Origin of the sequence: Lentzea sp. NPDC051838 (genome assembly GCF_040681245.1) — a bacterium.
In the GTDB taxonomy this organism is placed as follows: domain Bacteria; phylum Actinomycetota; class Actinomycetes; order Mycobacteriales; family Pseudonocardiaceae; genus Lentzea.
In genome coordinates this window covers 378,681-405,206 of the sequence record NZ_JBFAYI010000006.1, presented here as the reverse complement: position 1 = coordinate 405,206, position 26,526 = coordinate 378,681, and the positions used below count along the sequence as shown (strand labels likewise).

The following is a 26,526-nucleotide window of genomic DNA, read 5'->3' as shown; positions in this document are numbered from 1 at the left end:
GAGAGCGCGACCACGCACAGTCCGGTAGGAGCCAACGATGTCTCGCATCCTGCTCATCGCCGTTGCCGCCCTGCTCGTCACCGGCTGCACCAGCAGAGAGAGCCAACAGACCACGACCAGCGGTGGGCCCGCCGCGAGTGCCGCGCAGAACCAGAGCGCAGGGCCCGGTTGCCCGCGGTCCAAGACCGGGTATCCGCAGGTCGACGTCAAGGGCGCGATCGTCGGGTTCAGCCAGTCGGAGAAGGAAGCGAACCCGTTCCGCACCGCCGAGACGCAGTCGATCAGGGACGAGGCGGCCAAAAAGGGCGCTGACCTGCTCGTCACCAACGCGCAGAGCGACCTCAACAAGCAGATCAGCGACATCAAGTCGTTGCTGGACCGGGGCGCGAAGCTGCTCATCGTGGCGCCGCTCAACTCGGACGGCCTGCAGCCCGCGTTCGACGCGGCCAAGGCCAAGCAGGTCCCGGTCGTGACGATCGACCGCAAGGTGACCTCACAGCCCTGCACGGACTACCTGACGTTCATCGGCTCCGACTTCGTCGAACAGGGCAAACGCGCCGCGCAGCAGATGATCAAGGCGACCGGCGGCAGCGGCAAGGTCGCGATCCTGCTCGGCGCGTCGGGCAACAACGTCACGGTCGACCGCACCAAGGGCTTCAAGGACGGGATCGCCGGCAGCGGCCTGAGCGTGGTGGCTGAGCAGACCGGCGAGTTCGACAGGTCCAAGGGGCAGGCGGTAATGGAACAGCTGATCCAGAGCAACCCCGACATCACCGCCGTCTACGCCGAGAACGACGAGATGGGCGTCGGCGCCGTCACCGCTCTCAAAGCCGCGGGCAAGACGCCCGGCAAGGACATCAAGATCGTCTCGATCGACGGCACCCGCACCGCCGTGCAGCTCGTCGCGGACGGCAGCTACACCGCGGTGGTCGAGTCCAACCCGCGGTTCGGGCCGCTCGCGTTCGAGACGCTGGAGAAGTTCGGCAAGGGCGACGAGATCCCGCAGAACATCGTGATCTCGGACGACGAGTACGACTCCACCAACGCCCAGCAGAAGCTCGGCAATGCCTACTGATTCGGTGATCGAGGTCGCGGGGGTGACCAAGACCTTCGCCGGCGTCAAGGCGCTCGACGACGTGGACTTCACGCTGCGGCGCGGGGAGATCCACGCGCTGGTCGGCGAGAACGGCGCCGGCAAGTCGACGCTGATCAAGGTGCTGACCGGTATCCACACCCCGGACACCGGCCGGATCGCGCGCAACGGCCGGATCTCCACGATCTACCAGGAGGTCAACCTCGTCCCGCTGATGAGCGTGGCCGCGAACCTGTTCCTGGGCAGGGAACCGCGCACCCGGCTCGGCCTGATCGACCGCGCTCGCCGTGACGCCGAAGCCACCGAACTGTTGCGCGGCTATGGCATCACGGCGGACGTGAGCAGTCCACTCGGGACGCTCGCGGTCGGCGAGCAGCAGATGGTCGCGCTCGCCAGGGCGGTCGAGGCGGACGCGGACGTCGTGATCATGGACGAACCCACGTCGTCGCTGGAGCCGCGCGAGGTCGAGACGCTGCTCGAAGTCGTCCGCACACTGCACGAACAGGGAATCGCGATCATCTACGTCAGCCACCGGATGGACGAGCTCTACCGGATCTGCGACACCGTCACGGTCCTGCGGGACGGTGTTAGCGTGCACAGCGGGCCTCTCAAAGAACTTCCGCGCATCGAGCTGGTCTCGTTGATGCTGGGGCGCAGTGTCGGTGAGATCCAGAAGCACGGCACCACGGCGTTCGGCGAGGATCATCACGCCGACGCCCAGCCGGTGCTCGAAGCGCTGGACCTGACCAGCAAACCGCGCATCAACGGCGTCAGCGTGTCGATCAGGCCCGGTGAGGTCGTGGGACTCGCCGGACTGCTCGGATCAGGACGCACCGAGACCGCGAAAGCGATCATCGGCGCGCTCCCGCTCGACCACGGCACGGTGCTCGTCGCGGGCAAACCCGTGCCGCGCACCGTGAAAGCGGCCACCAAGGCGGGCATCAGCATGCTCGCCGAGGACCGCAAGACCGAGGGGATCATCCCGAACCTCTCCGTGCGCGAGAACATCGTGCTGGCCGCGCTGCCGAGGCTCAGCCGGTTCGGCATCACCAGCAGGTCCAAACAGGACCGGATCGTCGACACCTTCATCAAACGCTTGCGCATCAAGGTGTCCAGCCTGGAGCAGAAGGTCGCCGAACTGTCCGGCGGCAACCAGCAGAAGGTGCTCCTCGCCCGCTGGCTGTGCACCGAACCCAGGATCCTCCTGCTCGACGAACCCACGCGCGGCATCGACGTCGGCGCCAAAGCGGAGGTGCAGGCGTTGATCGACGAGCTCGCCCGGGAAGGCCTGGCGGTGCTGCTGATCAGCTCCGAGCTCGACGAGCTGCTCGACGGCGCTGACCGGTTGATCGTGCTGCGGGACGGGGAGGTGGCGGGGGAGCTGGAGGGAGCCCAGCTCACCCGCGACCACGTGCTCAAGGCCATCGCGGCGGAGGTGATGGATGACGCTGACAACCACTAGAACGCGCTGGCTCCAGGACAACGGTGTCTACGTCGCCGTTGTGGCGCTGCTGCTGTTCAACGCCTTGTTCACGGCCAACTTCCTGACGGTCGGCAACTTCCGCACCCAGCTCGTCCAGGCGGCGCCCGTCCTGATCGTCGCGCTGGGCATGGCCCTGGTGATCGGCACCGAAGGCGTCGACCTGTCCGTCGGCGCTGTCATGGCTTTGGCCGCCGCGATCATCCCGCTCTACCTCGGCGCGGGACCGTTCATGGCGATCCTGATGGCGCTCGCAGTCGGCTTGTTGTCAGGAGCCTTCAACGGCTTCCTCGTCGCGAAGGTGGGCATCCAGCCCATCGTGGCCACACTCGCGTTGCTGGTGGGCGGCAGAGGCCTGGCGCTGGTCATCGCGGACGGTCAGCTGGTGCAGCTGCACGACCCGGCGTTCCTGGCGCTCGGCACCGACGATCTGCTCGGAATCCCGATCAGCGTGCTCATCGCGGGTCTGCTGGCGTTGGTGGTCGCCGCGATCACCAACCGCACGACGTTCGGACGGCAGCTCGTCGCGATCGGCGGCAACCGCAGGGCAGCGACGCTCGCCGGTCTGCCGGTCAACCGCGTGCTGATCGGCGTCTACACGATCTGCGGCGTGCTCGCGGCGATCTCCGGCGTGCTGGCGACGTCCAGGCTGGCTGCCAGCGACCCCGCCGACATGGGTCTGCTGATGGAGCTGTCCGCGATCACCGCGGTGGTCGTCGGCGGCACCCCGCTCACCGGCGGCAAGGTGCGCGTTCTCGGCACGGTCATGGGAGTCGTCCTGATGCAGCTCGTCCGGGCCACGCTGATCAAGCACAACCTGCCCGACTCGATCGCGCAGATGATCCAGGCCGCGATCATCGTCGCCGCCGTGTACGTGGCACGGGAGCGCCGATGACCACCTTGACCGCAGCCACCAGAACCAAGGTCCTGCAACGACAGGGCGCCGCCGTCGCTCTCGTCCTGATGGTCGCGGTGTCCTGGCTGGTGTTCCCGCGCTTCGGCAGCCTCGACAACGTGCGCGACCTGGCCCTGCAGGGCTCGTTCCTCGCGGTGATCGCGATCGGCATGACGTTCGTGATCATCACCGGCGGCATCGACCTGTCCGTCGGCTCCCTCTACGCCCTCGGCGGCGTGCTGGCGGCCTGGGGCTCGCAGTACGGGTTCCTGGTGGCGCTGGCCCTGCCGTTGCTGGTCTGCGGCGTGATCGGGCTGGTCAACGGCCTGCTGATCGCCCGCACGAACATGGCGCCGTTCATCGTCACGCTGGCATCGCTGCTGTTCGCCCGCGGACTCCTGCTCGCCATCACCGACGAAGGCGCCAACACCTACCAGATCGCACCCGACAGCGCGTTCGTCGAGCTCGGCCGCGGCACGGTCGCGGGGTTCGGCTACCCGGTCTTCATCGCGGCCGCGCTCGCGGTCCTGGGTGGCCTGATCCTGAACCGGACCACGTTCGGCCAGAACGTGTTCGCGACCGGAGGCGCCGAGCAGTCCGCCGTCCTGCTCGGCGTTCCCGTCGCCAAGACCAAGATCGCCGTCTACACGATGAGCGGCACGCTGGCGGGTCTCGCCGGCGCCCTGACCGCCGCCTACCTGCAGTCCGGCGTGACGGTGATCGGCGTGGGCACCGAGCTCGACGCCATCGCGGTCGTCGTCATCGGCGGCACGTTGCTGACCGGTGGCATGGGCACTGTCCTCGGCACGGTGATCGGCGTCGGCCTGATCAAGGTCATCCAGAACGTGATCAACCAGATCGGCACGCTCGACAGCAACTACCAGTCAGTGGTGAGCGGGGTGTTCCTGCTCATCGTCGTTGTCCTGCAACGAATACTGCGCAGATAGGAGCATCATGGCCAGACGCATCCTGAGCGTGTTGGTCGGAATCCTGATCACAGCAACAACTGTCGTTCCCGCAGCGCACGCGGTGGAGTGGGTGCCCAAAGCCCCTCCGCTCACGACGCCTTGGACCGCCCAGGTGTCGCCTACCAACGCCCTGCCCGAATACCCGCGCCCGCAGCTCGTCCGCACCGAGTGGCAGAACCTCAACGGGGTCTGGGAGTTCGCCGGGGCACCGAACCTGACCAACCCGCCGATCGGCAGGCCACTGGCCGAAGGCGTCCTCGTGCCGTACCCGATCGAGTCCGCGCTGTCGGGCATCAAACGGCACGAGGACAACATGTTCTACCGCCGCACCTTCACCGTTCCGTCCTCTTGGAACGGACGGCAGGTCAAGCTCAACTTCGGCGCCGTCACCTGGGAAACACGGGTCTGGGTCAACGGCAGGCAGGTCGGCACCCACACCGGCGGCTTCGACGCGTTCTCGTTCGACATCACGTCGGCGCTGACCACCGGCGCCAACGAGATCGTCGTGGGCGTCAGCAGCCCGGTCGACGGCAGCCGCTATCCGATCGGCAAGCAGCGCAGGAACCCGAGCGGAATCTTCTACACCGCCGCGTCCGGCATCTGGCAGACGGTGTGGCTGGAACCGGTGCGGGCCGCGAACATCACCCGCCTCGACACCACTCCGAACGTCGGGGCGTCAGCGCTCGACCTGACCGTCCAGGGGTCCGCGGGGCAGGTCACAGCTGAGGTGCTGAGCGGCGGACAGGTCGTCGGCAGGCAGACCGGCACGACCGGAACTTCGCTCCGAGTCCCCGTGCCGAACGCCCGGCTGTGGTCGCCGGACGACCCGTTCCTCTACGACCTGCGCGTGACCCTGGCGAGCGGTGACGTCGTGACCGGCTACTTCGGCATGCGCTCGCTCGGCAAGGCGATGGTCGGCGGTGTCATGCGGCCGTTGCTGAACGGGAAGTTCGTCTTCCAGCAGGGCACGCTCGATCAGGGCTACTGGCCGGACGGCATCTACACCGCGCCCACCGACGAGGCGCTGCGCTGGGACCTCGAACGCCAGAAGGCCTTGGGGTTCAACATGGTCCGCAAGCACATCAAGGTCGAACCGGCGCGCTGGTTCTACCACGCGGACCGGCTCGGGCTGATGGTCTGGCAGGACATGCCCGCCGTGGACGCGGTCGACGAGGTGCCCAACTCGCACGCCAACTACGAGTCCGAGCTCACCCGGATGGTCAACCAGCTCAAGGGCATCACGTCGATCGTGCAGTGGGTGCCGTTCAACGAGGGCTGGGGTGAGTACGACGCGGGCCGGATCGTGAACCTGGTCCGGTCCATCGACAACACGCGCCTGATCAACCACAACTCGGGCTCCAACTGCTGTGTCTCCGATCCCGATCCGGGCAACGGCGACGTGATCGACGACCACGCCTACCAGATCACGACAGGCAATCGCCTGCCGGACAACAGGGTTGCGATGCTCGGCGAGTTCGGTGGCTTGGGACGCCGAGTCGTGGGTCACGAGTACGAGCCTGGCAACGGTTTCGCCTACGGCGCCCTGTACCCGGACGAGCAGTCGCTGACCAAGCGGTACGAGGAGATCGTCAAACAGGTCGCGCGACTGATCCACACGCGCGGGCTGTCCGCGTCCGTCTACACCGAACCGTACGACGTCGAGAACGAGGTCAACGGCTTCTACACCTACGACCGCCGCGTGCTGAAGATGACCGAGTCGCGGGTGCGCGCGATCAACCAGGAGGTGCTGGCCGTCGCGAACGGCACCGCGGTCGGTCCGGACGACCTGGTGTCGTTGCGCGTCACCACCTCCGGCTACACCGACCGCTACCTGCGCCACCAGAACGGCCTGGCTCGCACCGACGTGCCCGGCTCCGACCTCGACCGCCTGGACGCGACGTTCTTCCCCCGGCCAGGTCTCGCGGACGCGTCGTGCCTGTCGTTCGAGTCGCGGAACTTCCCAGGACAGTTCCTGCGCCACGCGAACTCCCGGATTGGCATCGCGGCGAACCCGGCCGCGGCAGACGCCACGTTCTGCGCGCGAGATGGCAGTGGTGGCACCGCGTTGGAGTCGTACAACGTGCGTGGTTCGTTCATCAGGCACTTCAACGCGACCGTGTACCTGGCGCGCAGCGGTGGCCCGAACCCTTGGGACACGCCGACGTCGTTCGCCGCGGACACCACGTGGGCGATCGGGATCGCGTTGTGGCGCAGCGGTGCGGACCTTCCAGTGGACCAGTCCCGGAGTTTCAGGGTCACCACACCGGGCTTCACGGATCGCTACCTGCGGCACCAGAACAGCCTGGCGCGCACCGACGTCGTCACGAGCACGAGCGACGGCCTGCTGAAGGCCGACTCGACGTTCGTGATCAGGCGCGGGCTCGCCGACTCGACCTGCTACTCGCTCGAGTCCCGCAACTTCCCGAACAACTACCTGCGGCACGCGGACTTCCGCGTCCGCCTGAGCGCCAACGACAACACCGACCTGTTCCGCCGTGACGCCACGTTCTGCGCCCAGCCGGGCGAGGGCGGCGTGCGGCTGGAGTCGGTGAACGAGCTCGGCACCAACATCCGGCACTACCAGGAGGAGGTCTGGGTCGCCTCGAACGGCGGCGCACACACGTACGACAACCCTGCCTCGTACAACCAGGACGTGAGCTGGGCCGTGAGCTCGCCCTGGGCACCGTAGGAGAAAACATGCTGCTACGAGTAGTTTCCGTGTCCGCGATCGTGCTGAGCACGATCACCATCCCTGCTGCCGTGGCGTCGGCTGACGTGGTCGACGCCATGAGCCGCGACTTCGGGATCAGCACCGCGCAGGCGCTGACCAGGATCCGTCAGGAGAAGGTGGCGCTGAAGATCGCGCCGGCCGCTCAGGAGGCCGCTGCCGACGCGTTCGGCGGCAGCTGGTTCGCCGACGGCAAGCTCAAGGTCGCGGTGACCGACCCGGCGAAGGTCGACGCTGTTCGCGCGCAGGGTGCTGAGCCCGTTTTGCGCACCAAGACCTTCGCCTCGCTGAACGCCGTGAAGACGGGCATCGACAGACTGTCGAAGGCCGGATCGGTGTCCAAGGACGTCGCCGGGTGGCGGGTCGACGTCCAGCGCGGTGCCGTCGTGGTCGACGCACTGCCGGGTGCCGACCTCACCGGTCTGCCCAAGGACGTCGTCGTCAACACCGAGGGTGTTCAGAAGCCGCAGACCTTCGCGGCGGGCACCGTCGGCGGCGACCCGTTCTACACGGGCAACGTCCGGTGCTCGATCGGCTTCTCCGTGCACGGCGGCTACGTCACCGCCGGTCACTGCAACGTCGGCGCCTGGAACGTCTACGGCTGGGACCGCTCCTGGCAGGGCGAGTTCGTCGGCTCTTCGTTCCCCACCAACGACTACGGCTGGGTCCGCACCGGCGGTGGCTGGTGGAACGTGCCGGTCGTGCTCGGCTGGGGCCAGGTGAGCGACGCCCTGGTGCGCGGCTCGTGGGAGGCCCCGCCCGGCACCTCGGTGTGCCGCTCCGGCTCGACGACGCACTGGCACTGCGGCGTGGTCCAGGGTCGCAACGAGACCGTGAACTACCAGCAGGGTGCGGTCTACGAGATGGTCGGCACGTCGGTGTGTGCCGAGGGCGGCGACTCCGGTGGCTCGTTCATCACCGGTGACCAGGCCCAGGGCGTGACGTCCGGTGGCTACGGCAACTGCTCCAGTGGTGGTCGCACGTGGTTCCAGCCCGTTAACGAGATTCTGCGTGTTTACGGGCTGACGCTGCTGACCGCCTGATCGGCCGATCCCAGCCGGGACGCAGACGCGTATTTTCTTCACGTCTGCGTCCCGGCTCTTTCGAGGTGATCACGTGCTGGCAGCAGGTCTGGTGCTCGCGATGCTGGTGAGCGGCGCTCCGCTGGATCCTCGGGAACCCGGCGAGCACTCGGTGGTCTACCGCGTCGACACCGTCATCTCCGCGCCTCAGGAGCGCATCTACGGGCTGCTCACCGACTTCCCGGGCTACGCGAGCTGGAACCCGTGGGTGACCAAGGCGGTCGGTGGCACCTCGCCGGGCGACGAGGTGAAGGTCGACGTCCTCCTCGGCACGACCAAGATGGCCGCGAAGCACACGGTGTTGAACGGCGTGCCCGGTCAGCGGTTCTGCTGGAAGGACGCGGGCTGGAACGCGTGGTTCGTCTACGGCCAGCGTTGTCGAACGCTCACAACGCAGCCTGACGGGACCGTGCTGCTGTCCAACGAACTGCTGATCGACGGCATCCTGTCCGGTGGAGCCGACCACTTCATGGGCAAGGCGATGCGCGACGGCATGCAGGCCGAGAACGAGGCGTTGAAGCGCGTTGCCGAAACTAGGTGAACAGGATCCGCTTGGCGACGGCCCTCCCGACTGGCGTGCGCAGCCCTGAGAACGCCAGCTCGGCCAGGCCCGGCCTGCGGACCAGCGACAATCCGCGGCGCATCGTCGAGCGGACGAGGTAACGGCGGCGCAGGGCGGCGGCGTCGTAGTGCTCCAGCACGTACTTGTTGCCGCTGCGCAGGTAGTCGAACGTCACCGACGCGGCGAGCTCCGACATCCGCAGGCACGGGTCGAGGCCGCCCGCGGTGAGCGGCGAGACCGCGCCCGCTGCGTCGCCGACCAGCAGCCCGTCCGGTGACACGATCCTGCGCAGCAGCCCGCCGACCGGGATCGGTCCGCCACGGCGTTTGACCGGACCGGTTGGAGTTGGCGTGGGGAAGCTGTCGCGGAACCGTTGCAGCAGCTGGGGGAGTGGCGCGGTGAACCGGTCGGCGCGTCCTGCCAGGCCCACGTGGGCGTGCTCGCCGTCGTCGATGACCCACGCGATATAGCCGGGCGCCAGCCGCGGATCGACAACGCAGTGGAACGTCGGCGTCGAGCCGCTCTCGATCGGGTAGACCTCCTCGATCCCGGTGATCAGGCGCCGGTTGACGTCGAGGCCGAGCTGCTTGGCGACGGTGGACCGGGCGCCGTCCGCGCCGATCGTGAAGCGGGCCTTGGTCGACTTCATCGGATAGCTCGCGTTGAGGTGGACCTGGGCACCGGCTCGTTCGGCGTCCCTGACCGCCTGGGTGTAGATGCCCGCCATGTCACCGACGCGGAACTCGTCGAGAGCGCTCTCCAACTCGACCGGATCCCGATGCGACGGCGGGTAGAGCAGCACGCGCCGCACCGCCGGGCCGAGGTGCGGCAGGTCGTAGTCGGTGAGCGTGCGCCGGACGAAGATCCCGGTCGTGCGGATACCGCTCTCCAGGCTGGTCCTGCGCTCACAAACCGCCACGTCGAGGCCCGCTTCGGCGAGCAGGCGGGCGGTGTTGAGCCCGGCCAGCCCGGCGCCCACGACGAGCACGTCCACGGTGTCCATGCCGCTGACCGTAGGTTCGGTCGGCTGCGGATTTCCGTTTCCCGGCAACACCTTCACCGAACCTGCACGACTCCTCCACAAATGTGAGCCCTTGACACATCGGAGGTCTGTCGCAGATCGTGGTGGGCACCGCCGCCTCGAACTTCTGGTTCGAGGAGGAACCCTGATGGAGTTGTTCAACCGCCGTACGGCACTGCGAGGGGCACTAGCCGTCGCGGCGACGCCACTGGCCGCGGGTGTCGCGTCCGCAGACGTCGGAGCGACCGCGTTCAAGGAGAAGTGGGGCCCGAACCCCGGCGTCGACGGGCTGAAGGCGTTCGTCGGCATCGAGGACGACCGCTCGAACTCACACCCGTCGGCCACGCACATCTTCGCCGAGAGCGACCAGTACCGGTTCGTGATGCACAAGTCCGATCGGGACGGTTCCGACCGGCAGCGCAACGAGGTGCGCGCGATCCAGAAGAGCGGCAGCCGGCAGGACATGAAGAAGGGCGAGACCTGGCGCTTCAACTACCAGATGTTCATGCCCACGTCGTTGAAGGGCACCACCAGCTTCTCGCACATCTTCCAGATCAAGCACACCGCGGTCGCGTCACCCGTGATCACGGTGTCGCTGTTCCGCTCCGGCTCCGCGGAGTCCATCGAGCTGCGGCTCTTCGGTGCGGGACAGGCGAAGCTCGGCAGCACGCCGCTCGCACCCCTGCGCAACAAGTGGATCGACGTCGAGATCGAGGTCAAGGTCGCGGACGGATCCGGTGGCAGGGCGCGGTTCTCGCTGAAGGACGGTCCGACCACAGTGGTCAACGCGACGAGGTCCGGCATCGACATGTGGCTGGGCGGTGACCAGGCACATCCGAAGTGGGGCATCTACCGGTCCATAAACGACTCCGCGCAGCTGCAGGACACCTATCTGCTGCTGCGGAACATGAAGGCATACCGAGACGAATGAGGTGTTCCCTCCAGGTCCGCCAGAGGTGAGAATTACTCGCGTGGGGGATCTGCACGCACGGACGTTCGAGAGCAGGGCCGGTGTCGCCGCCTTCCTGGCCGGCGTGTGGCTGATCGCCGCGCCACCGGTCCTGCACTTCAGCGCGTCCCTGCACGCTTTCCGGCCCTACTGGTGGTCGATGGGACTGGCCGTCGTCGTCATGCTGCTCGGCATGGTGCGGGCGATGGCCCCGCTCGACGTGCCGCTGGCGCAACCGGTCACGATCGCTTTGGCGCTGTGGCTGCTGATCGTCGCGTTGCGCGGTGCGGACGACAGCATTTGGGCCGTTTGGCTCAACCAGCTCGTGGTGTCGGGGTTGATCGCTCTGTCCGCCGGGCTGGCGTTGTTGATTAGCATGCGCCGGTGACGAAGTGGTGGCGGGTGCCGTCGGACAACTGCCTGATCTGCAGCGGTGAACAGGAAGTCGTCATCGGCCTCTGCGAGCGCGGGCCGTCGGAACGGCAGCACTACTACTCGCGGGTCCTGTTCTGCGCGGCCTGCGACGTCGGCGAACTGCGCACGTTCGACTACGACGACTTCGTGGTGTTCGGCGAAGAGGACGACGTCATGGTGTGGTCCGCGATCATCGTCACCGCGGACGTCGACCGGCTGCGCACGGCTTTCGCGTGCCCGACACCGTTGAACCACCGGTGCGAGTGCGCTCAACACGTCCGCGGCGAGGACACGAGTGTGCGCGTTCACAAGAAGCGGCTGCCCGAGTACGGGCCCGACCGGCACAGTCCGGCCGGGCGCACCGTCGTGATGGTCAGGGTGACCGACGGACTCGCGGAGTTCTGCTGAGTCTTAGCAGCGCTCGTCGGTCTTGGCGAACAGGAAGTAGCTGCTGCCGTCGACCTCGCCGTGCGCGCGGGTGCACACGTCGAGCGTGTCCGCCGGACTGCCCCACAGCTCGCGCTGCCCGCGCGCACCGGTCGTGTAGCCGCGCGAGTTGTTCGGGCGGATGGAGATGTGCGTGCGGAGGGTGAAGTCCCTGCCGTGGCTCGCGATCCACTGGTCCCACACGTAGATGTAGGAGAAGTTCTTGCCGCAGCCCTTGTACTGCTTCACCGACGCCACGGTCGTCTCGTAGTTCTTCACGTAGGCCGTGGAGCCGATCTGCGTGAGCCGGTCGCAGTACTGGTTGGACTCGGCCTGGGCGGTGCCGGTGAGCAACGTGGCCGCTGCCGCGACGCCCGCTGCCGCGGCCAGGATCTTGCGCATGGTGCTCCTCTCGTTCTGCGAGGAGCTTCGGCCGCGGCGGTTAGTCGCCGGTTAATCGGTGACGGCGACGGCCTCGATCTCCACCAGGTGCTCGGGCACGTCGAGCGTCGCCACCCCGATGAGCGAGGCGGGCGGCTTCGCGGTCACCCCGATCCTGGCCATGGCGTTCTCGATGCCCTTGAGCAGCGCCGGCATCTTGTCCGGCGTCCAGTCCACGACGTAGACGGTGACCTTGACCAGGTCGGTGATCGACGCCCCGGCGCCCTGGAGCGCGGTGTGCACGTTCACGTAGGCCTGTTCCGTCTGCAGCGCGAGGTCGGGCTCGGAGTCCCAGGCGACCTGGCCGGCCACGTAGATCGTCCTGGTGCCGGTGGTGACGGCGACCTGGTGGTAGACGTCGATCGTGGGCAGGCCGTCGGGGTTGATGAGCGTGGTGGGCACTTCGTCGTCCTCTCTTGTGGTTACTCGGTAACCGTAGGAGAGTGAACGCTGACCTGGAAGAACGCACTTTTTCGTGAGTGGGGAACCAAAAGGTGAGCAAGCAGCTCAGCGGCGATCTGGCCCGCGCGGACTCGTTGGCGCGAGAGATCTTCTCGGACATCGCGAACAAGTGGGCGTTGCTGATCATCGAGACGATCGGCGACTCGACGAAGCGGTTCACCGAGCTGAAGACCGAGGTCGACGGCATCAGCCACAAGATGCTGACCCAGAACCTGCGGCTGCTGGAGCGCAACGGGCTCGTGGTGCGGGACGTGCATCCGACCGTGCCGCCGCGGGTCGAGTACACGCTCACCGAGCCCGGGCAGGCGTTGCGGGCGACGGTCGACGCGATGTGCGCCTGGACCACCCGGTACCTGGGCGAGATCGAGGAGGCCCGGAGTCGCTTTCGTCACTCAACTTGATAGTCACTGATTGGTGACTATATGGTTGACGGCATGACCGAGAAGAAGATCGTGGCTGTGGTGGGCGCTACCGGCGTGCAGGGCGGAGCGGTGGCGCGGGCGTTGCTGGCCGACGGGGAGTTCGCGGTGCGCGCGCTCACCCGCTCGGTCGACTCCGCGGGGGCGAAGGAGCTCGCGGGGCTGGGGGCCGAGGTCGTGGCGGCGGACCTGTACGACGTCGACAGCCTGCGGAAGGCGTTCGACGGCGCGTACGGGGCCTACCTGGTCACGCCGTTCTTCACGCACCTGTCGGCGGCCAAGGAGATGGAGGAGGTCGGCAACCTCGTCGCGGCCGTCAAGGGGGTGAGGCACGTCGTGTGGTCGACGCTCGAGGACACCCGCGAGGTGATCTCGCTGGACGACGACCGGATGCCGACGCTGGACGAGAAGTACAAGGTGCCGCACTTCGACGTGAAGGGCGGCGAGGCGGACGCGTTGTTCGAGCAGGCGGGGCTGCCGACGACGTACGTGCGGATGTCGTTCTACTGGAACAACTTGCTGCGCGACCTGGCGCCGCACCGCGGTGCGGACGGCGTGCTGCGGCTGTCGTTGCCGATGGGGGAGAGCAAGATCTCCGGGATCGCCGGCGAGGACATCGGCAAGGCGGTCACGAGCGTGTTCAAACGTCCTTCCGACACCATCGGGCACACGATCGGGCTCGGTGCCGAGCACCTGACCGGTGACGAGGTGGCTGCGGCGTTCGGCGAGGTGCTCGGGGAGACCGTGAAGTACGAGCCGTTGTCGCACAACGACTTCCGGGCGCTCGGGTTCCCGGCGGCGGAGGAGCTTGGAAACATGTTCCAGTACTACGCGGAGTTCCCGGACCACATCCTGAGCCGTCGCGACACCGCGCTGACCCGCGAGATCGTGCCGACCTGGTTGACGCTCAAGGAGTTTCTCGCGGCGCACCGCGAGGAGATCACCGTCGGGCAGTGATCTCCGCGAAGACCTCCTTGAACGCGGCGAACCGCTCGGCGCCGACCTGGCGGGCGAACCCGGCCTCGATGTCCTCGATGATCCTCTTGGCCTGCACCATCTGGTCGCGGCCGAGGTCCGTGGGCACGACCAGCTTCGCCCGCCGGTCGGCCGGATCCGGCTGCCGGGTGACGTAGCCGAGGCGTTCCAGCTCGTCGATCAGGGTTCCCACGACCTGCTTGTGCTGCCCCGAGCGTTCGGACAGTTCGCTCGCGCGGGAGCCATCGGCGGAGATGTAGGCCATGATCGCGCCGTGGCGTGGGCGCAGGTGCTCGTGACCCGCCTCGGCGAGGCGGGTGAAGAGCTCCTTCTGGAAGCTCGTGAGCAGGTGCGCGGAGAGCACGCCGACGTCGGACATGCCGAGCATCGTAACCCGGCGCGGTGTCAGTCCGAAGAGGACGGAGCGGGCAGCGGGGAGCTCTGGAAGTCCGAGATCCGTCGCACGACCTGCACGGCGAGGTAGGCGGCGACGCCACCGATGACGGCGCACATCGTGCTGAACGCGGCCTGGGTCACGAACGACTCCTCGGTGAGCTGACCGTCTTCGTAGAAGCGGAAGTACGCGAAGTCGAAGACCCACATCAGCAGGTAGGAGTTCCACCAGTTCGTGATCAGGCGGGTGCGCGGTCGTTGCTGCAGAGGGATGTCCCGCAGCTGGGGATCACTGGCTCGCCAGATGTCGTCGATGATCAGCTTGGGGAACCAGAGGTTCACGACCGGAACGAGCCAGCCCAGCACGACCCACACGCGGGCGAAGCGGTGTTCGGTGGCGTAGGTGAAGCGCTCGGCGTTGACGCGTGCGTTGTACATCCACAGGATGAAAACGACGAGTGTGGCGATGGTGACCAGCGTCAGCGGCAGGTCGGTGATGACGCGGACCACGTCGAGGGTGATCAACAGGGAGATGCTGGCGGGGAGATCGAATGCGCCGACGAGGGCGACGTAGGTCAGCCAGTCGGTCACCGCTTCCACGACGTTGCCGAGGGCCACGACCCCGATCAGGACGCACGCCGCCAAGCCCAGCCCGCGCACGGGTCTGAAGTGCTCCATGGTTTCCCCCAGGAAGAGAAGCGCCCAGTCGATCCAGGGTACGTATCGGTTCTTACGCCGACTAGACGCGCTTCGGGGGAGAAATTGTTGAGTGGCCCGCCGAGGCGGGCCACTCAGGGGCTCAGACCTTCGGCTCGTACAGGCTGAACGGCGTGCCCTGGTCGTCCGAGCAGTGCGCGATGCGGCCGACCTCCGGCACGATCTGCACGTCCTCGCTCTTGCCTCCGAGCTCGGCGATCTTGCGCACGGACGCGTCGATGTCCGTGGTGTGGAAGTAGATCCGCGGCTGGGTGAGCTGCGCGTCCCGCAGGGCGATCGCGCCCTGCGCGCCGTTGTTGACGTAGTGGTAGTCCTCGCCCATCGGGGTCGTCTCCCAGCCGAACACGCCGGCGAAGAAGGCCCGTGCCCGCGCGGTGTCGTCGGTGGGCAGCTCGAACCAGTTGACCTGTCCGGTCATGTCGATCGCTCCTTCGGTTGTCCCTGCTTTGAGCGAAGGACGAGTGAAGGGATCGGAACTCGACATCAGCCTCCGAGAATTTTCAGACCGGTGTCGTAGTGGTCCAGAGCAGCGCCGACGGCCGCGGCGACGGTCACCTCGAAGATCTCGTCCTCGGTGTGGTCCTGCTTGAGCCGGGCGATGTCGTCGTCGGTGATGCGGTACGAGGCGTCGCGAATCGTTGCGGCGTAAGAGCCCCAGGCGTCACCCGCGGCGGCGGCCTGGCGCAGCTCCGGAGACGTGTGAGCCGGGGCTTCCAGGACGGCCTCCCGGAGAGTTCCTGTGGCCTTGCCGGTGAGGAAGCCCGGGAAGCGGTAGCCGAACCGGTGCAGCGAGCGCGTTCCGGTCTCCAGCTGGCCGGGCAGGAGCTGGAAGTCGAACGTGTTGGCGAGCCGGTTCACGACCTGCCAGATGAGGCTGACGTTCAGCGCGTCCACGGTGGCGTCGCGGTCGAGGTCCGGTGGCGTGAGGTCGGCGAGGAAGGTGAGCGCTGCCACGAGTTCCGGGCGCAGTGGGGACGGATCGCCGGCGATCTGGACGAGTTCGGTGTGCGTGACCGCGCAGTACGGGCACTGCAGGCGTTCGGCCGTCTGCTGCGCCATGTACTCGCGTTCGCCCGCCGTCCAGAACGACGGTCCGCGCATCGCCTTCGCGCTCAGGTCGAGGAACACCGCGCCGAAGAAATCGGGGCGGTACAACAGGGTTTTGGGCACGTCCGACATCGGCACGCGCGAGACCAGCTCCGTGAAGCCGAAGAACATCCGGGCGGGCAGGCGGTGACCGCGGTCGAGCACGGTGAGTCGCATCAGTTCATCTCCAGGGAACGCAGGCGCCCTGCCAGGAAACGGCGATCGGCAGGGCTGATCGCCAGCTCGTGCGCTCGCCGGTACGCCGCAACGGCTTCGTCGTGGCGGTCCAGGCGGCGCAGCAGGTCGGCGCGGGCGGAGTGCAGCAGGTGGTAGTCGTCGAGGCCGGTGATGCCGTCGATCAGCTTGAGCCCGGCGTCGGGTCCGTCGGCCATCGCGACGGCGACCGCGTGGTTGAGCTCGATCACCGGAGTCGGTGCGGTGGCGAGGAGTTCCGCGTACAGGCCGGTGATTCGCTGCCAGTCGACGGGATCCTGCACGTGCAGGGCGGCGATCACGGCGTGCAGCACGTACGGGCCCGCCGTGCCGAACCGCAGCGCGCGGTCGAGCAGCGTCATGCCCTCGGCGATCTCCTCGACGTCCCAGAGCGTGCGGTCCTGGTCCTCCAGCAGCACGACGTCGCCTTCCGGAGTCATGCGGGCGGCGCTGCGGGAGTCGTGCAGCAGCATCAACGCCACCAGGCCGTGCGCCTCGGGTTCGTCGGGCATCAGGGCGGCGACGAGCTTGCCGAGCCGCAGCGCCTCGTGCCGCAGACCGGCGTCGGCGGTGGTGTAGCCCCTGGTGAAGATCAGGTAGAGGACCGTGAGCACGCCCTGCAGCCGTTCGGGCAGCAGGTGGTCGGCGGGCACCTCGAAGGTGATGCCGGCGTCGCGGATCTTGCGCTTGGCCCGGACCAGCCGCTGGGCCAGCGCTGGCTCGGCGACGAGGAACGTCCTGGCGATCTGAGCGGCGGTGAACCCTGCCACCGCTTGAAGTGTGAGCGCCAACCTCGCCTCTTCGTTGAGCGCCGGGTGGCAGCACGTGAAGATCAGGCTGAGCCGTTCGTCGCCCAGGTCGACGAGCTGTTTCTCGCTCATCGTCGTGGGCTCTGGCGGTTGCGGGAGCTTGGTGCGCGCCATCTGGGCGTGCCGGAGCCGGTCGAGCGCGTGGTTGCGGGCCACGGTGAGCAACCAGGCGAGCGGGTCGTCCGGAACTTGTGAACGCGGCCATTTCCGCAACGCCTGCGAGCACGCCTCCTGCAGCGCGTCCTCGGCGAGCTCGAAGTCGCCGAGTGCCCGCACGAGTGCCGCGAGCATGCGGGTCCGGTGCTCGCGGTACACCTGCTCGACCGCGGCCGACGCCAGGTCGCTCATGCCACCCCGTGGTTCAGGCCCGGGATGTGGTCGACGGGCCGCACCTCGATCGTCGCCCCGAAGTGCGCCTGCGGCACCATCTCGGCCAGCTCCAGCGCCTCGTCCAGGTCGCGGCAGTTGAGCAGGTAGTACCCGCCGAGGTGCTCGTGCGTCTCGGCGAACGGCCCGTCCGTCAGCACCGCTTTGCCCTCTTTGACCCGCACGCTCGTGGCGGTGCTGACGGGCTTGAGCGGATCGCCGGCCACGAAGACGCCCCGGTTGCGGCACTCGTCCGCGAACGCGTTGACCCTCTTCAGGATCTCCTCGAAGCGCGGGTCGCCAGGCGCCGGGCGGTCCTCGCAGTTGTAGATGAGAAACATGTAGTGCATGCGTGTCCTCCAGTCGTCGTTCTGAGGACGATCGACCCCTCTGGATCTCGACATTCGAGCACGCCCTGTTTCTCACGGCGCGGCGAGCGCCTCCGTGGGGGTGAGCCGCGACGCCCTGACCGCCGGGTAGACGCCCGCGATCACACCGGTGAGAACGGCCGCCCCGAGCCCGGCCGCGACCATTTCCAGCGGGATCACCGCAGGCCAGTTGTGCACGGCCGCGTATCCGGCGGTTCCGGCGAGGCCCAGCACGACACCGGCGATGCCGCCCAGCAGGCACAGCACGACCGACTCGGTGAGGAACTGGGTACGGATCTGCCCCCGGTGCGCGCCGAGGGCCCTTCTGAGCCCGATCTCGCGTTTGCGTTCCAGCACGGAGATCACCATCGTGTTGGCCACCCCGATGCCGCCGACCAGCAGCGCCACGCCCGCCAGCCCGAGCATGAGGGCGGAGAAGGTGTTCTCGGTGAGGCGCTTGGCCGTGAGGGCGTCGGACGGGCGGCTGACCCGGACCTGGGACGGGTTCTGCGGGTACACCGTCGGCGGCAGCACGGCCCTGACGTCGTCGATCGCCGCTTCCTGCGCCCGGAGGTAGAGCACGGTGGGGCGTTCGTCGAAGCCGATCTCCTTGGCGGCGTCCCAGCCGACGAGCGCGGACCGTTCGATCTCCGGGGCCAGCGGGAGCGGGTCGAGGATGCCGATCACCGTGAACCACGTGTCGTCGACGCGGACCTGGGTGTTCGGCGCGGTGATGCCGAGGCGGGTCGCGGCGATGTGGCCGAGCACGACCGTGGGGAACTTCTCGGTGGCCTCGTTGAGGAACGTGCCGGTGTGGACGCGGCCGTTGAGGGTGTCGAGGAGGTTGAGCTTGGTCGCGAGGACGGTCAGGCCGGACGTCTCCGAGTCCGGGATCCGGTCCGAGCGGCGGATCACGGCGTGGGTGTTGGCGACGGCGCTGACCTGGTCGGTGGGGCCGATGCGGCCGACCATCGCGATCGAGTCGGGTGGGAGGGAGGCGGCCTCGTTGTTGGTGCCGGTGGCGGCCTCTGCTCTGAGGAGGTTGGTGCCCAGGGCTTGGAACTCCTCCATGAGCGCGGCTCGGCTGGAGGCGGGGATGCCGGTGACGACGACGAGGGTGGCGATGCCGATGGAGATGCCCAGCGCGGAGAGGACTGCTCGGAGGGGGCGGGTGCGGAGAGGGGACAGGCCGAGGAGGAGCAGGTCGGTGAGGCTGAGCCGGGCGGGTTTGGAGGCTTCGGACTTGGTGCGGGGGAGGGAGGCGGCTGGGGTGGGGCGGGCGCGCGGCGTGGCGAGGTTGCCTGGGGTGGCTGGGTTGCCAGGCGTGCCTGGGGTGGACGGTGCGGGTGGCGTGGGTTGCGAGGCGGGGTTGGGACGAGTCGGGTTCACGCGGCCACCTCTGTGCGGATGCGGCCGTCCCTGATCTCCACCTGGCGTGGCAGGCGAGCCGCCACCTCCCGGTCGTGCGTGATCACCGCGAGCGTCGTCCCTTCCCGGTTCAGGTCCAGCAACAGATCCAGCACCGCCCGCCCAGTGGCCGTGTCCAACGCACCGGTCGGCTCATCCGCGAGCATCAACGCGGGCCGATTCACCACGGCACGCGCGATCGCCACCCGCTGACGTTCACCGCCCGACAGCTCGTGCGGCCGGTGCTTCAAACGGTGCCCCAAACCCACTCGCTCCAACGCTTCCGCGGCCATCGCGGCCCGCCACTTGCGCGGAGTGCCGGCGTACAAGAGGCCGGTGGCGACGTTGTCGAGCGCGGTCAGGCCGTCCGCGAGGTGGAACTGCTGGAACACGAACCCGATCCTGCGTCCCCGCAGCGCCGACAGCTGCCGGTCGGACAGGGTCGAGATGTCGTGGCCGTCCAGCATCACCGTGCCGCTGGACGGGCGGTCGAGCGTGCCGAGGAGGTTCAGGAGCGTCGACTTGCCCGAGCCGGACGGGCCTACGATCGCGACGGCCTCGCCCGCGTGCAGCGTCAGCGAGACGCCGTCGAGAGCGCGGACGCCGCCCGTGTACTCCTTGACGGCGTCCACGACTGCGAGAACCGGTGTCATGACGTCGTCACCACCTGCATGCCCTCGGTGACCCCGCCGCCGCTGATCTCCACCAGGCCGCCCGCGAACAGGCCGGTCTTCACCGCTACCAGCCCTGAAGTCGCTTGCACCGCGTAGCCGCCTTCGCGCAACGCCAGCAGAGCCGTCACGGGCACGGCCAGCACTCCGGCGCGGGCCGTGCTGGTGAGGCGGACGCGGACCGGGCCCGAGTCGAACGAGCCGACCTCGGTGTCGAGGCCGATGTCGACGGCGATCGTCGGCGTGTCCTCGCCGTTGCTGTTCTTCTCGGCCTTGACCTCGGTGCTCACGGATCGCACGGTTCCCGCGGTCTCGACACCGTTGGGCAGCACGACGGTCACCTTGAGGTCCTTTTTGAACACTTCGGCCTGGCGCGCGTCGACCGAGGCGGCGACGGCCTTGCCGGTGGCGGTGACGGTCATGAGCGCGCCCTCGCCCGAGGCCGAGAGCTTCGCCGTCACCGACTCGACGCGGACCTTTCCGGACAGCACGACGACATCGCCCGGTTCGACGACTCCGCTCTGGTCGACCTTCTCGGCCTTCTGCCAGCGCTTCACCGCGTCCACGGTGGCCGGTGTCCACTCGTCTGCCGCGCCACCGAGCTTGTAGCCGAGGGCGGCGAGGTTGTCCTTCACGATCTTTACGTCCGGGCCCTTCAGCCCAGGCGTGTCGAGCTTGCGCCACAACGGGGTGTCGCCGAAGAACAGCCACACCGGTCGGTTGTCCACTTTGTACAGAGCTGCGCCGCGGTCGACAGCGGAACCCGGCGCGGGCAACCACGTCAACGTGCCCGGACGGCGGCCCGTCACCTGCTCCGAGGCGCCGAAACCGAGGGTGGCCTTGAACTCGCGGACGTCGGTCAGGTCGGTCTTCACCACGGCGACCGTCTTCGGCGCCAGTGGCTGGGAGGGTGCGGCGGGGGCCTGGCGCGTCCACGTGAGTGCCAGGACACCGCCGGTCAGGGCCACCGCTGCCACGACGGCGATGATCCACCGCTTCACTTACGTCCTCCGCCGAAGACTTCCTGCTCGCAGTCCTTCTCGATCTGGCGGCGCTGGTCCTCCGGCAGGGTCTGCTCGCCGTCGTAGGTCCAGCTGCCGGGCTCGGTCTCGATCACCTTCATGCCGCGGCTGTTGATGCATTGGACGTTCTTGTGCCAGTTGTCCTTGAACGTCGGGTTGCTGGAGTCCATCTCCCACGGCGGCAGCGGCCACTTCTTCGCGCACGCCTTCCACGCCTCGTCGCTGTACTGGCGGCGACCGGCCGGCGCACTGCCGGTTCCTGTGGCGTTCGGGTCCTTCTCGGCGAGGCAGGCGGTGTGCGCGTCGTAGTACCGCTGCTTCTCCTCCTCGGTCATGTCCATGCGCAGGCGCGGTTGCTCGCCATCCGTTGGGGCAACAGAGGAAGACGACGGTGGCGTGACGCCTGAGGTCTGGAGCGACGCGACGTTCGAGGGCGGGGGAGCGGCCTGGCTGCACGCGGAGAGGAGCAGCACGGCAGCGCCGATCAACAGCCTGGGGTTCATGGCGGCGATGCTGCCGAGCGGTTGTGAGGAATTTGTGCGCTCAGCGTGCCGGCAACGTGATCGTGAACGTGGTGCCGCGTCCGACGGTGCTTTCCACCGTGATCGTGCCGTTGTGAGCGCTCACCAGGGCGTGCACGATCGCCAGTCCCAGTCCGCTGCCCCCGGTGTCACGGGTGCGGGAACGGTCCGCGCGCCAGAACCTGTCGAACACGTGCGGCAGATCCTCGGCGGAGATGCCGGAACCCGTGTCGCTGACCGTGATGCGCTCGCCGTCCGTCCACAAGCGAACCGTGCCGTCGGAAGGCGTGTAGCGCAGCGCGTTCGTAACGAGATTGGTGAGAATCTGGCGCAACCGCACGGGATCCGCCGTCACCACACCGCCGCCCTCCGCGACCAGCGACGGATGTGCGGCAACGAGCTGGTCGAACATCTCGCGCAGATCGACCTGCGACGGGTGCAGCCTGAGCTCGCCCGCGTCGGCCAGCGCGAGGTCCTGGAGGTCGTCGACGAGGTGCTGCAACACCAGTGCCTCGTCGAGCAGAGCGGTCAGCGTCGTGCGGTCGAGCTCGACCATGCCGTCGCGCGCGCCTTCGAGCCAGCTGCGGATCGTGCCCAGCGGGTTGCGGAGCTCGTGGGAGATGTCGCTGGTCATGGCCTTGCGCTGGGCGTCGGTGCGAGCCCGGTGAGCGGCCATGTCGTTGAACGCCCGCGCGAGCTGCCCGATCTCGCTGCGGGACCGGATGTCGACCTGGGCGTCGGCGCCGTGCTGCATGCGTTCGGCGGCCGCGGTGAGCGTGCGCAACGGCCTGGTCATGCGCAACGCCACGACCACGCTCACACCGACGGTCAGCACCAGCACGATCGCCGCGACCAGCACGATCCTGCCCACGTCGAACTTCACCACCGTGGCCTGCGTGGTCCGGCCGGCGGCGTCGGTGACGAACAGCAGTGCTGCTGGCGCCACATAAGGCTGCAGCTGGGCGCGGCGAGCGGTGGCCAGACAGTCGGCGTTGGAGCCGACGGGCTGCCAGGACGCGTTCATCTTGATCGAGTCGAAGGGCAGGCCGCGTTGGCGCACGCAGTCCTGGTAGCGGAGCTTGAGATCGTTGAACGCAGCCGACTCGCCAAGTGTGAGCGTGCTCAGCCGTTTCTCCGCTGCGAGGCAGTCGTCCGTCGCGGGCGCGGGCTGGGTCCTGTCCACGTTCACAATCGGGCGGCCCCACGATGTTGTCTTCAGTTCTTCGAGAGCAGCAGGGCCGATGCAGCGACGCGTGTAGAGCTCCCAGTCCTGTTTCAGGCTGCCCTTCTCGCGTTCGGTGAGCTGGAACGGGCCGGCGATCCTGGGGTCGATCCGGTCGGCGGGCGCGTCCTGGGCCTGCGCGAGGTCGAGCTCGAGCGGGTTGATCACCGCGGACGGCACGGCGGGCAGCTGGCCCGGATCCAGGTTCGTGCCGGTGTCGGAGATGACCTTGCGGTCGGGCGTCGTGAGGATCAGGCGGCGGTTGCCGGGCGGCAGCGTCACGCCGTTCCAGTCGCGGTGCTCGACGGCGAACGTGACCAGCGTGCGGTAGGTGGCGGCGTCCCCGGCCAGCGCGTTGCCCAGCTCCTGCTTGATCGACGTGGACGTGCTCTGCGCGGCGAGCCAGGCCGTCGCGGTGATCGAGCAGATCGCGACCAGCACCGACGCGGCCAGCAGCCGCGCCAGGACGCTATGCACCGGACCCGTCCACCAGCTTGTAGCCGACGCCGTGCACGGTCAGCAGGTACGCGGGCCGGCGCGGCTGGGCCTCGATCTTCTTGCGCAGGTTCATCACGTGCGCGTCGATCGTGCGTTCGGTGATGTAGCCGTCGAGCCCGTGCACCGCGCTGAGCAGCTGCGCGCGGCTGAACACCCGGCCGGGGCTCGCCACCATCGTGTGCAGGATGCGGAACTCCGACGCCGTGCACTCGACCGGCGTGTCGCGCACGCTCACCTCGTGCCGGTCGGGGTCGATCCTCAGGTCGCCGAGCGAGATGTCCTTTGTGGTCGTGCGCTGGACGCGCCTCAGCAGCGTCCTGACGCGCGCCATCAGCTCACGCGGGCTGTAGGGCTTGGTGACGTAGTCGTCGGCGCCCAGGTCGAGGCCGTGCAGCAGATCGTCCTCTGTGGACTTGGCGGTGAGCATCAGCACCGGGATGTCGGTCTCGTTGCGCAGCAGCCTCACCACGTCGAGGCCGTCGAGCTTCGGCATCATCACGTCGAGGATGAGCAGGTCGGGCGGGTTGGTGCGGACCTCGTCCAGCGCGGCCCTGCCGTCGTGCACGACCCGCACCTGGTAGCCCTCCTGGCGCAGGTATCTCCCGAGCATGTCGGCCTGCATCACGTTGTCCTCGGCCACCAGCACGCACATGCCCATGCGTCGCAAGATAGTCATTCGCGCGGCCGTCGCACGGGATGCGGACCCCAACCGCACAAGATCCTCACAACTCGTTGCCACGGTTTCGGCATGCGAATACTCAGCGTGGTCGCCCTGCTGCTCCTCGGTGTCCCAGGCGTGGCAGCGGCTTCTCCTTCTGACGACGTGGTCGTGCACGACCTCAGCACCGACGGCGTCGCGGCCTACTGGACACCCGAGCGGATCGCGGCGATGCCGACCGGACCCGCCGCACCGCCCGGAACTCAGCCCGTCGACGGTCCTGACGGCGCTCCTGGCCCGGCCAGCAAGACCATCGGGCGGTTGTTCTTCGTCGACCGCGACGGCGACGACTCCAGCTGCACCGCGACGCTGGTGGTGAGCGCTAACAGGCGCACGGCCGTGACCGGCGCGCACTGCGTCCACACGGCGAACCTCATCGGCCAGGACCCGCGGTGGCACTCGAAGCTGCTGTTCGTGCCGGGGTTCCGGGACGGCGCGCGGCCGTTCGGCTCGTACGCGGTGCGCCGGGTCGTGCTGAACCAGATGTGGATCACCGACGACCAGCGGTCCGAGTACGACCAGGCGTTCCTGGTGCTGGACAAGCCGAGCGGCACTGCGGAGAACATCGCGTTCTCCAGGCCCGGTGATCGTCCGGCGCACGAGTACGGGTACCCGCGTGCGGCTGGTCAGCCCGGTCATCAGGGACGGCCGGAGTTCACCGGTCAGCGGCTCGCGCAGTGCTGGGGCACGGCTGTCGGCCACCCTGACGGAGAGAACCTGTGGGGCGTGCCGTGCGACATGGGCGGTGGCTCCAGCGGCGGCCCTCGGATCAGCGGGGGCGCGGTGGTCGGCGTGAACACCCAGAGCTTCCGGGTGAACGACGTCAGGCACCTCGGCGGACCTCAGTTCTCGGGGAAGATCACGGCTCCGCTGTATCAGAAGGCGCAGCGGAGCTGAGCTGTCCCGCGATGGCTGCGACCAGCTCGTAGCTGCGACGACGGTCCGCGTGGTGGTAGATCGGCGAGGTGATCATCAGCTCCGAGGTGCCCGTCTCGTCGAGCACCGCCTGGAGCTTGCGCGTGATCGTCTCCGGCCCTCCGACCAGCACGCGGCCGTCGTCAGGCTGCGCCGGCACGTCCTCGGGGCTGGGCAACAGGATCCGGTTGCCCTCCCGGCGGCTGCGCACCTTCGCCCTGATCGGCCCGGCCAGCCACTCGGCTCGCACGTCGTCGTCCGCGGCGATCAGCGAGACGCTGACCAGGTCCGCCTTGCTCGTCTGGTCCGGGCTGAGGTGCCGCGCGAACGCGAAGCGCATCCCCAGCTCAGCCGCCAGGTCGGCGGTGCTGGGTGACGACCCGAGCAGCCACAGTTCGGGCACGTTGCCGCCCTTGACCGGCACCGCAACGGTGTCCGCCGGGTCGAGCAACGCCTGCAGCTCCTCCAACTGCTCGCGATACGGCGCCGCACTCCGCCGCAACGTCGACACCACGTGCGGCGCCCCACCCGGCGCCCGCCCGATGCCGAGGTCGATCCGGCCGGGGTGCAGCGCCGCGAGCGTCCCGAACTGCTCCGCCACCACGAGCGGCGGGTGGTTCGGCAGCAGCACGCCACCCGAGCCGATGCGCAGGCGCTCGGTCAGCGTCGCCAGGTGCCCGACCAGCACGGCCGGTGCGGAGCTGGCGACCCCTCGCATGCCGTGGTGCTCCGGCACCCAGTACCGGTGAAACCCCAGCTCTTCCGCCAGCTCCGCGAGATCGGCCGTGTTGCGCAGCGCCTCCCGCGGTGTCGAGCCCTGGACGATCGGCGACGTGTCCAGCACCGACAGGCGAATCCCCATGCCTGCCAGACTAGGGAAATGCGCATCGACCGGCTCGACCATCTCGTGCTCACCGTCGCCGACCTGGCCGGAACCATCGACTTCTACAGCGTGCTCGGCATGGAGGAAGTCACGTTCGGAGACGGCCGCAAGGCACTCGTGTTCGGCCAAAGCAAGATCAACCTGCACGAGGCCGGCCACGAGTTCGAACCCAAGGCGCGCCAAGCCGTTCCCGGCAGCGCAGACCTGTGCTTCATCACCGAGGACCCGCTCGACGAGGTGATCGCGACGCTGGAGAACCACGGCATCGCGATCCTCGAAGGCCCGGTCGACCGCACCGGTGCACTGGGCACGATTCACAGCGTCTACGTGCGCGACCCGGACGGGAACCTCGTCGAGATCAGCAACTACTAGCAGCGCTCGTCGGTCTGTCCCCAGTAGACGTTGCCGTCGCCCCACACCTCGCCGTACGCCCTGGTGCACTTGGTGAGCGTCGCAGTGGGCTTGGACCAGACGTCCTGCTTGTTGCGCCCGTTGACGTTGCTGTTGAAGTCGCGGTCGCCGTTCACGACCATGGCGGCGCTGGAGCTGTAACCGCCTGGCTGGGCCGCGTACGAGTCCCACACGTAGGTGTAGGCCCAGTTCTTGCCGCAGCCCTTGAACTGCTTCACCGACGCGATGACGGTGCTGCCCTTCTTGATGTAGCCGGTGGAGCCGATCTGCACGGTCCCCGCGCAGCCGGGTGCCTGCTCTGCCTGGGCGACACCGGTCGAGGCCAGCACGGACAGCGCCACCGCGGGCAGGATCAACATGACTTTGCGCATGCCCCACGGTGGCGCCGGCC

The 26,526-nt window shown here is 68.2% G+C and carries 31 protein-coding genes; 14 read left to right on the top strand and 17 right to left on the bottom strand.

What is annotated here, in order from left to right:
- The first annotated feature begins 37 nt into the window (after positions 1–37).
- From AB0M24_RS17845 to AB0M24_RS17815, 7 genes are all read left to right on the top strand, one after another.
- On the top strand, positions 38–1,075 hold the full coding sequence (locus tag AB0M24_RS17845; protein WP_363768152.1) for an ABC transporter substrate-binding protein: 1,038 nt from the start codon (positions 38–40) through the stop codon (positions 1,073–1,075).
- Complete coding sequence (locus AB0M24_RS17840; RefSeq protein WP_363768149.1) at positions 1,065–2,555, top strand: sugar ABC transporter ATP-binding protein; 1,491 nt, start codon at positions 1,065–1,067, stop codon at positions 2,553–2,555. Before AB0M24_RS17845 ends, AB0M24_RS17840 begins: the two co-directional genes overlap by 11 nt.
- Positions 2,536–3,468 (top strand): ABC transporter permease, encoded by a 933-nt coding sequence (locus AB0M24_RS17835; RefSeq protein WP_363768146.1) that lies wholly within the window; start codon positions 2,536–2,538, stop codon positions 3,466–3,468. Before AB0M24_RS17840 ends, AB0M24_RS17835 begins: the two co-directional genes overlap by 20 nt.
- The gene (locus AB0M24_RS17830) at positions 3,465–4,415 is read left to right on the top strand and encodes an ABC transporter permease (protein WP_363768143.1); all 951 of its coding nucleotides are present in this window, start codon (positions 3,465–3,467) and stop codon (positions 4,413–4,415) included. Before AB0M24_RS17835 ends, AB0M24_RS17830 begins: the two co-directional genes overlap by 4 nt.
- 7 nt (positions 4,416–4,422) lie before the next feature.
- Positions 4,423–7,125, top strand: a complete 2,703-nt coding sequence (locus AB0M24_RS17825) for an AbfB domain-containing protein (RefSeq protein ID WP_363768140.1) — start codon at positions 4,423–4,425, stop codon at positions 7,123–7,125.
- An 8-nt stretch (positions 7,126–7,133) separates the two neighbouring features.
- Positions 7,134–8,207 carry a S1 family peptidase gene (locus AB0M24_RS17820; protein WP_363768137.1) on the top strand — a complete coding sequence of 358 codons (1,074 nt, stop codon included), beginning with the start codon at positions 7,134–7,136 and terminating at the stop codon, positions 8,205–8,207.
- A 73-nt stretch (positions 8,208–8,280) separates the two neighbouring features.
- Positions 8,281–8,787 carry an SRPBCC domain-containing protein gene (locus tag AB0M24_RS17815; protein WP_363768134.1) on the top strand — a complete coding sequence of 169 codons (507 nt, stop codon included), beginning with the start codon at positions 8,281–8,283 and terminating at the stop codon, positions 8,785–8,787.
- Here AB0M24_RS17815 and AB0M24_RS17810 read toward each other — a convergent pair.
- Positions 8,780–9,811: an NAD(P)/FAD-dependent oxidoreductase gene (locus tag AB0M24_RS17810; protein ID WP_363768131.1), complete on the bottom strand. Its 1,032-nt coding sequence runs from the start codon at positions 9,809–9,811 to the stop codon at positions 8,780–8,782. The two genes, AB0M24_RS17815 and AB0M24_RS17810, sit on opposite strands and share 8 nt — an antisense overlap.
- Before the next feature lie 166 nt (positions 9,812–9,977).
- On the opposite strand from AB0M24_RS17810, the gene AB0M24_RS17805 reads away from it, so the two are divergent.
- From AB0M24_RS17805 to AB0M24_RS17795, 3 genes are read left to right on the top strand one after another with little or no spacing between them, the layout of a single operon-like run.
- Positions 9,978–10,760: a Tat pathway signal sequence domain protein gene (locus AB0M24_RS17805; RefSeq protein WP_363768128.1), complete on the top strand. Its 783-nt coding sequence runs from the start codon at positions 9,978–9,980 to the stop codon at positions 10,758–10,760.
- Positions 10,761–10,800: 40 nt separating this feature from the next.
- On the top strand, positions 10,801–11,166 hold the full coding sequence (locus AB0M24_RS17800) for a hypothetical protein (RefSeq protein ID WP_363768125.1): 366 nt from the start codon (positions 10,801–10,803) through the stop codon (positions 11,164–11,166).
- On the top strand, positions 11,163–11,600 hold the full coding sequence (locus AB0M24_RS17795) for a hypothetical protein (RefSeq protein ID WP_363768122.1): 438 nt from the start codon (positions 11,163–11,165) through the stop codon (positions 11,598–11,600). The genes AB0M24_RS17800 and AB0M24_RS17795 overlap by 4 nt, the downstream gene beginning before the upstream one ends.
- A gap of 3 nt (positions 11,601–11,603) precedes the next feature.
- On the opposite strand, the gene AB0M24_RS17790 is transcribed toward AB0M24_RS17795, so the two are convergent.
- Positions 11,604–12,020: a hypothetical protein gene (locus AB0M24_RS17790; RefSeq protein ID WP_363768119.1), complete on the bottom strand. Its 417-nt coding sequence runs from the start codon at positions 12,018–12,020 to the stop codon at positions 11,604–11,606.
- Between the two features lie 51 nt (positions 12,021–12,071).
- A complete protein-coding gene (locus AB0M24_RS17785; protein ID WP_363768117.1) occupies positions 12,072–12,461 on the bottom strand; it encodes a RidA family protein in 390 nt (129 codons plus the stop codon).
- A 92-nt stretch (positions 12,462–12,553) separates the two neighbouring features.
- Between AB0M24_RS17785 and AB0M24_RS17780 the strand changes: the two genes are divergently transcribed.
- Together AB0M24_RS17780 and AB0M24_RS17775 are read left to right on the top strand one after the other, a co-directional pair.
- Positions 12,554–12,922, top strand: coding sequence for a helix-turn-helix domain-containing protein (locus AB0M24_RS17780; RefSeq protein ID WP_363768114.1), 369 nt, complete (start codon positions 12,554–12,556; stop codon positions 12,920–12,922).
- A 33-nt stretch (positions 12,923–12,955) separates the two neighbouring features.
- Positions 12,956–13,897, top strand: coding sequence for an NmrA/HSCARG family protein (locus AB0M24_RS17775; RefSeq protein WP_363768111.1), 942 nt, complete (start codon positions 12,956–12,958; stop codon positions 13,895–13,897).
- On the opposite strand, the gene AB0M24_RS17770 is transcribed toward AB0M24_RS17775, so the two are convergent.
- The 12 genes from AB0M24_RS17770 to AB0M24_RS17715 all read right to left on the bottom strand — a co-directional run bounded on the left by AB0M24_RS17770 (position 13,881) and on the right by AB0M24_RS17715 (position 23,860).
- Positions 13,881–14,294: a MarR family winged helix-turn-helix transcriptional regulator gene (locus AB0M24_RS17770; RefSeq protein ID WP_363768108.1), complete on the bottom strand. Its 414-nt coding sequence runs from the start codon at positions 14,292–14,294 to the stop codon at positions 13,881–13,883. The genes AB0M24_RS17775 and AB0M24_RS17770 overlap by 17 nt on opposite strands.
- A 26-nt stretch (positions 14,295–14,320) precedes the next feature.
- Positions 14,321–14,986 carry a DUF4328 domain-containing protein gene (locus AB0M24_RS17765; RefSeq protein ID WP_363768105.1) on the bottom strand — a complete coding sequence of 222 codons (666 nt, stop codon included), beginning with the start codon at positions 14,984–14,986 and terminating at the stop codon, positions 14,321–14,323.
- A gap of 121 nt (positions 14,987–15,107) precedes the next feature.
- Complete coding sequence (locus tag AB0M24_RS17760; RefSeq protein ID WP_363768102.1) at positions 15,108–15,443, bottom strand: VOC family protein; 336 nt, start codon at positions 15,441–15,443, stop codon at positions 15,108–15,110.
- Positions 15,444–15,508: 65 nt separating this feature from the next.
- A complete protein-coding gene (locus AB0M24_RS17755; RefSeq protein WP_363768099.1) occupies positions 15,509–16,288 on the bottom strand; it encodes a hypothetical protein in 780 nt (259 codons plus the stop codon).
- Positions 16,288–17,481: an RNA polymerase sigma factor gene (locus AB0M24_RS17750; protein WP_363768096.1), complete on the bottom strand. Its 1,194-nt coding sequence runs from the start codon at positions 17,479–17,481 to the stop codon at positions 16,288–16,290. Before AB0M24_RS17750 ends, AB0M24_RS17755 begins: the two co-directional genes overlap by 1 nt.
- Positions 17,478–17,849 (bottom strand): YciI family protein, encoded by a 372-nt coding sequence (locus tag AB0M24_RS17745; protein ID WP_363768093.1) that lies wholly within the window; start codon positions 17,847–17,849, stop codon positions 17,478–17,480. The genes AB0M24_RS17750 and AB0M24_RS17745 overlap by 4 nt, the downstream gene beginning before the upstream one ends.
- Positions 17,850–17,921: 72 nt before the next feature.
- Entirely contained in the window at positions 17,922–19,070 is a 1,149-nt protein-coding gene (locus tag AB0M24_RS17740; RefSeq protein ID WP_363768291.1) for an ABC transporter permease, read from the bottom strand.
- 182 nt (positions 19,071–19,252) lie between these two features.
- Positions 19,253–19,927 (bottom strand): ABC transporter ATP-binding protein, encoded by a 675-nt coding sequence (locus AB0M24_RS17735; RefSeq protein WP_363768090.1) that lies wholly within the window; start codon positions 19,925–19,927, stop codon positions 19,253–19,255.
- Positions 19,924–20,946 carry a peptidoglycan-binding protein gene (locus tag AB0M24_RS17730; protein WP_363768087.1) on the bottom strand — a complete coding sequence of 341 codons (1,023 nt, stop codon included), beginning with the start codon at positions 20,944–20,946 and terminating at the stop codon, positions 19,924–19,926. Before AB0M24_RS17730 ends, AB0M24_RS17735 begins: the two co-directional genes overlap by 4 nt.
- Positions 20,943–21,470: a hypothetical protein gene (locus tag AB0M24_RS17725; protein ID WP_363768084.1), complete on the bottom strand. Its 528-nt coding sequence runs from the start codon at positions 21,468–21,470 to the stop codon at positions 20,943–20,945. Before AB0M24_RS17725 ends, AB0M24_RS17730 begins: the two co-directional genes overlap by 4 nt.
- Before the next feature lie 40 nt (positions 21,471–21,510).
- Entirely contained in the window at positions 21,511–23,187 is a 1,677-nt protein-coding gene (locus AB0M24_RS17720) for a HAMP domain-containing sensor histidine kinase (protein ID WP_363768081.1), read from the bottom strand.
- Positions 23,180–23,860, bottom strand: coding sequence for a response regulator transcription factor (locus AB0M24_RS17715; RefSeq protein ID WP_363768288.1), 681 nt, complete (start codon positions 23,858–23,860; stop codon positions 23,180–23,182). Before AB0M24_RS17715 ends, AB0M24_RS17720 begins: the two co-directional genes overlap by 8 nt.
- Positions 23,861–23,956: 96 nt before the next feature.
- On the opposite strand from AB0M24_RS17715, the gene AB0M24_RS17710 reads away from it, so the two are divergent.
- Positions 23,957–24,823, top strand: coding sequence for a hypothetical protein (locus AB0M24_RS17710; RefSeq protein WP_363768078.1), 867 nt, complete (start codon positions 23,957–23,959; stop codon positions 24,821–24,823).
- Here the strand turns inward: AB0M24_RS17710 and AB0M24_RS17705 are convergent.
- Complete coding sequence (locus AB0M24_RS17705) at positions 24,786–25,703, bottom strand: LLM class flavin-dependent oxidoreductase (protein WP_363768075.1); 918 nt, start codon at positions 25,701–25,703, stop codon at positions 24,786–24,788. The two genes, AB0M24_RS17710 and AB0M24_RS17705, sit on opposite strands and share 38 nt — an antisense overlap.
- Before the next feature lie 18 nt (positions 25,704–25,721).
- Between AB0M24_RS17705 and AB0M24_RS17700 the strand changes: the two genes are divergently transcribed.
- Entirely contained in the window at positions 25,722–26,096 is a 375-nt protein-coding gene (locus AB0M24_RS17700; RefSeq protein ID WP_363768072.1) for a VOC family protein, read from the top strand.
- Here AB0M24_RS17700 and AB0M24_RS17695 read toward each other — a convergent pair.
- The gene (locus AB0M24_RS17695) at positions 26,093–26,506 is read right to left on the bottom strand and encodes a hypothetical protein (RefSeq protein ID WP_363768069.1); all 414 of its coding nucleotides are present in this window, start codon (positions 26,504–26,506) and stop codon (positions 26,093–26,095) included. The two genes, AB0M24_RS17700 and AB0M24_RS17695, sit on opposite strands and share 4 nt — an antisense overlap.
- Positions 26,507–26,526: the final 20 nt, after the last annotated feature.

Bases quoted from the DNA above. Each gene is read 5' to 3' on its own strand.
- AB0M24_RS17845 (WP_363768152.1), top strand. From the start codon at position 38: ATGTCTCGCATCCTGCTCATCGCCGTTGCCGCCCTGCTCGTCACCGGC.
- AB0M24_RS17840 (WP_363768149.1), top strand. From the start codon at position 1,065: ATGCCTACTGATTCGGTGATCGAGGTCGCGGGGGTGACCAAGACCTTC.
- AB0M24_RS17835 (WP_363768146.1), top strand. From the start codon at position 2,536: ATGACGCTGACAACCACTAGAACGCGCTGGCTCCAGGACAACGGTGTC.
- AB0M24_RS17830 (WP_363768143.1), top strand. From the start codon at position 3,465: ATGACCACCTTGACCGCAGCCACCAGAACCAAGGTCCTGCAACGACAG.
- AB0M24_RS17825 (WP_363768140.1), top strand. From the start codon at position 4,423: ATGGCCAGACGCATCCTGAGCGTGTTGGTCGGAATCCTGATCACAGCA.
- AB0M24_RS17820 (WP_363768137.1), top strand. From the start codon at position 7,134: ATGCTGCTACGAGTAGTTTCCGTGTCCGCGATCGTGCTGAGCACGATC.
- AB0M24_RS17810 (WP_363768131.1), bottom strand. From the start codon at position 9,811: ATGGACACCGTGGACGTGCTCGTCGTGGGCGCCGGGCTGGCCGGGCTC.
- AB0M24_RS17805 (WP_363768128.1), top strand. From the start codon at position 9,978: ATGGAGTTGTTCAACCGCCGTACGGCACTGCGAGGGGCACTAGCCGTC.
- AB0M24_RS17790 (WP_363768119.1), bottom strand. From the start codon at position 12,020: ATGCGCAAGATCCTGGCCGCGGCAGCGGGCGTCGCGGCAGCGGCCACG.
- AB0M24_RS17775 (WP_363768111.1), top strand. From the start codon at position 12,956: ATGACCGAGAAGAAGATCGTGGCTGTGGTGGGCGCTACCGGCGTGCAG.
- AB0M24_RS17770 (WP_363768108.1), bottom strand. From the start codon at position 14,294: ATGTCCGACGTCGGCGTGCTCTCCGCGCACCTGCTCACGAGCTTCCAG.
- AB0M24_RS17765 (WP_363768105.1), bottom strand. From the start codon at position 14,986: ATGGAGCACTTCAGACCCGTGCGCGGGCTGGGCTTGGCGGCGTGCGTC.
- AB0M24_RS17760 (WP_363768102.1), bottom strand. From the start codon at position 15,443: ATGACCGGACAGGTCAACTGGTTCGAGCTGCCCACCGACGACACCGCG.
- AB0M24_RS17755 (WP_363768099.1), bottom strand. From the start codon at position 16,288: ATGCGACTCACCGTGCTCGACCGCGGTCACCGCCTGCCCGCCCGGATG.
- AB0M24_RS17750 (WP_363768096.1), bottom strand. From the start codon at position 17,481: ATGAGCGACCTGGCGTCGGCCGCGGTCGAGCAGGTGTACCGCGAGCAC.
- AB0M24_RS17745 (WP_363768093.1), bottom strand. From the start codon at position 17,849: ATGCACTACATGTTTCTCATCTACAACTGCGAGGACCGCCCGGCGCCT.
- AB0M24_RS17735 (WP_363768090.1), bottom strand. From the start codon at position 19,927: ATGACACCGGTTCTCGCAGTCGTGGACGCCGTCAAGGAGTACACGGGC.
- AB0M24_RS17725 (WP_363768084.1), bottom strand. From the start codon at position 21,470: ATGAACCCCAGGCTGTTGATCGGCGCTGCCGTGCTGCTCCTCTCCGCG.
- AB0M24_RS17715 (WP_363768288.1), bottom strand. From the start codon at position 23,860: ATGTGCGTGCTGGTGGCCGAGGACAACGTGATGCAGGCCGACATGCTC.
- AB0M24_RS17710 (WP_363768078.1), top strand. From the start codon at position 23,957: ATGCGAATACTCAGCGTGGTCGCCCTGCTGCTCCTCGGTGTCCCAGGC.
- AB0M24_RS17705 (WP_363768075.1), bottom strand. From the start codon at position 25,703: ATGGGGATTCGCCTGTCGGTGCTGGACACGTCGCCGATCGTCCAGGGC.
- AB0M24_RS17700 (WP_363768072.1), top strand. From the start codon at position 25,722: ATGCGCATCGACCGGCTCGACCATCTCGTGCTCACCGTCGCCGACCTG.
- AB0M24_RS17695 (WP_363768069.1), bottom strand. From the start codon at position 26,506: ATGCGCAAAGTCATGTTGATCCTGCCCGCGGTGGCGCTGTCCGTGCTG.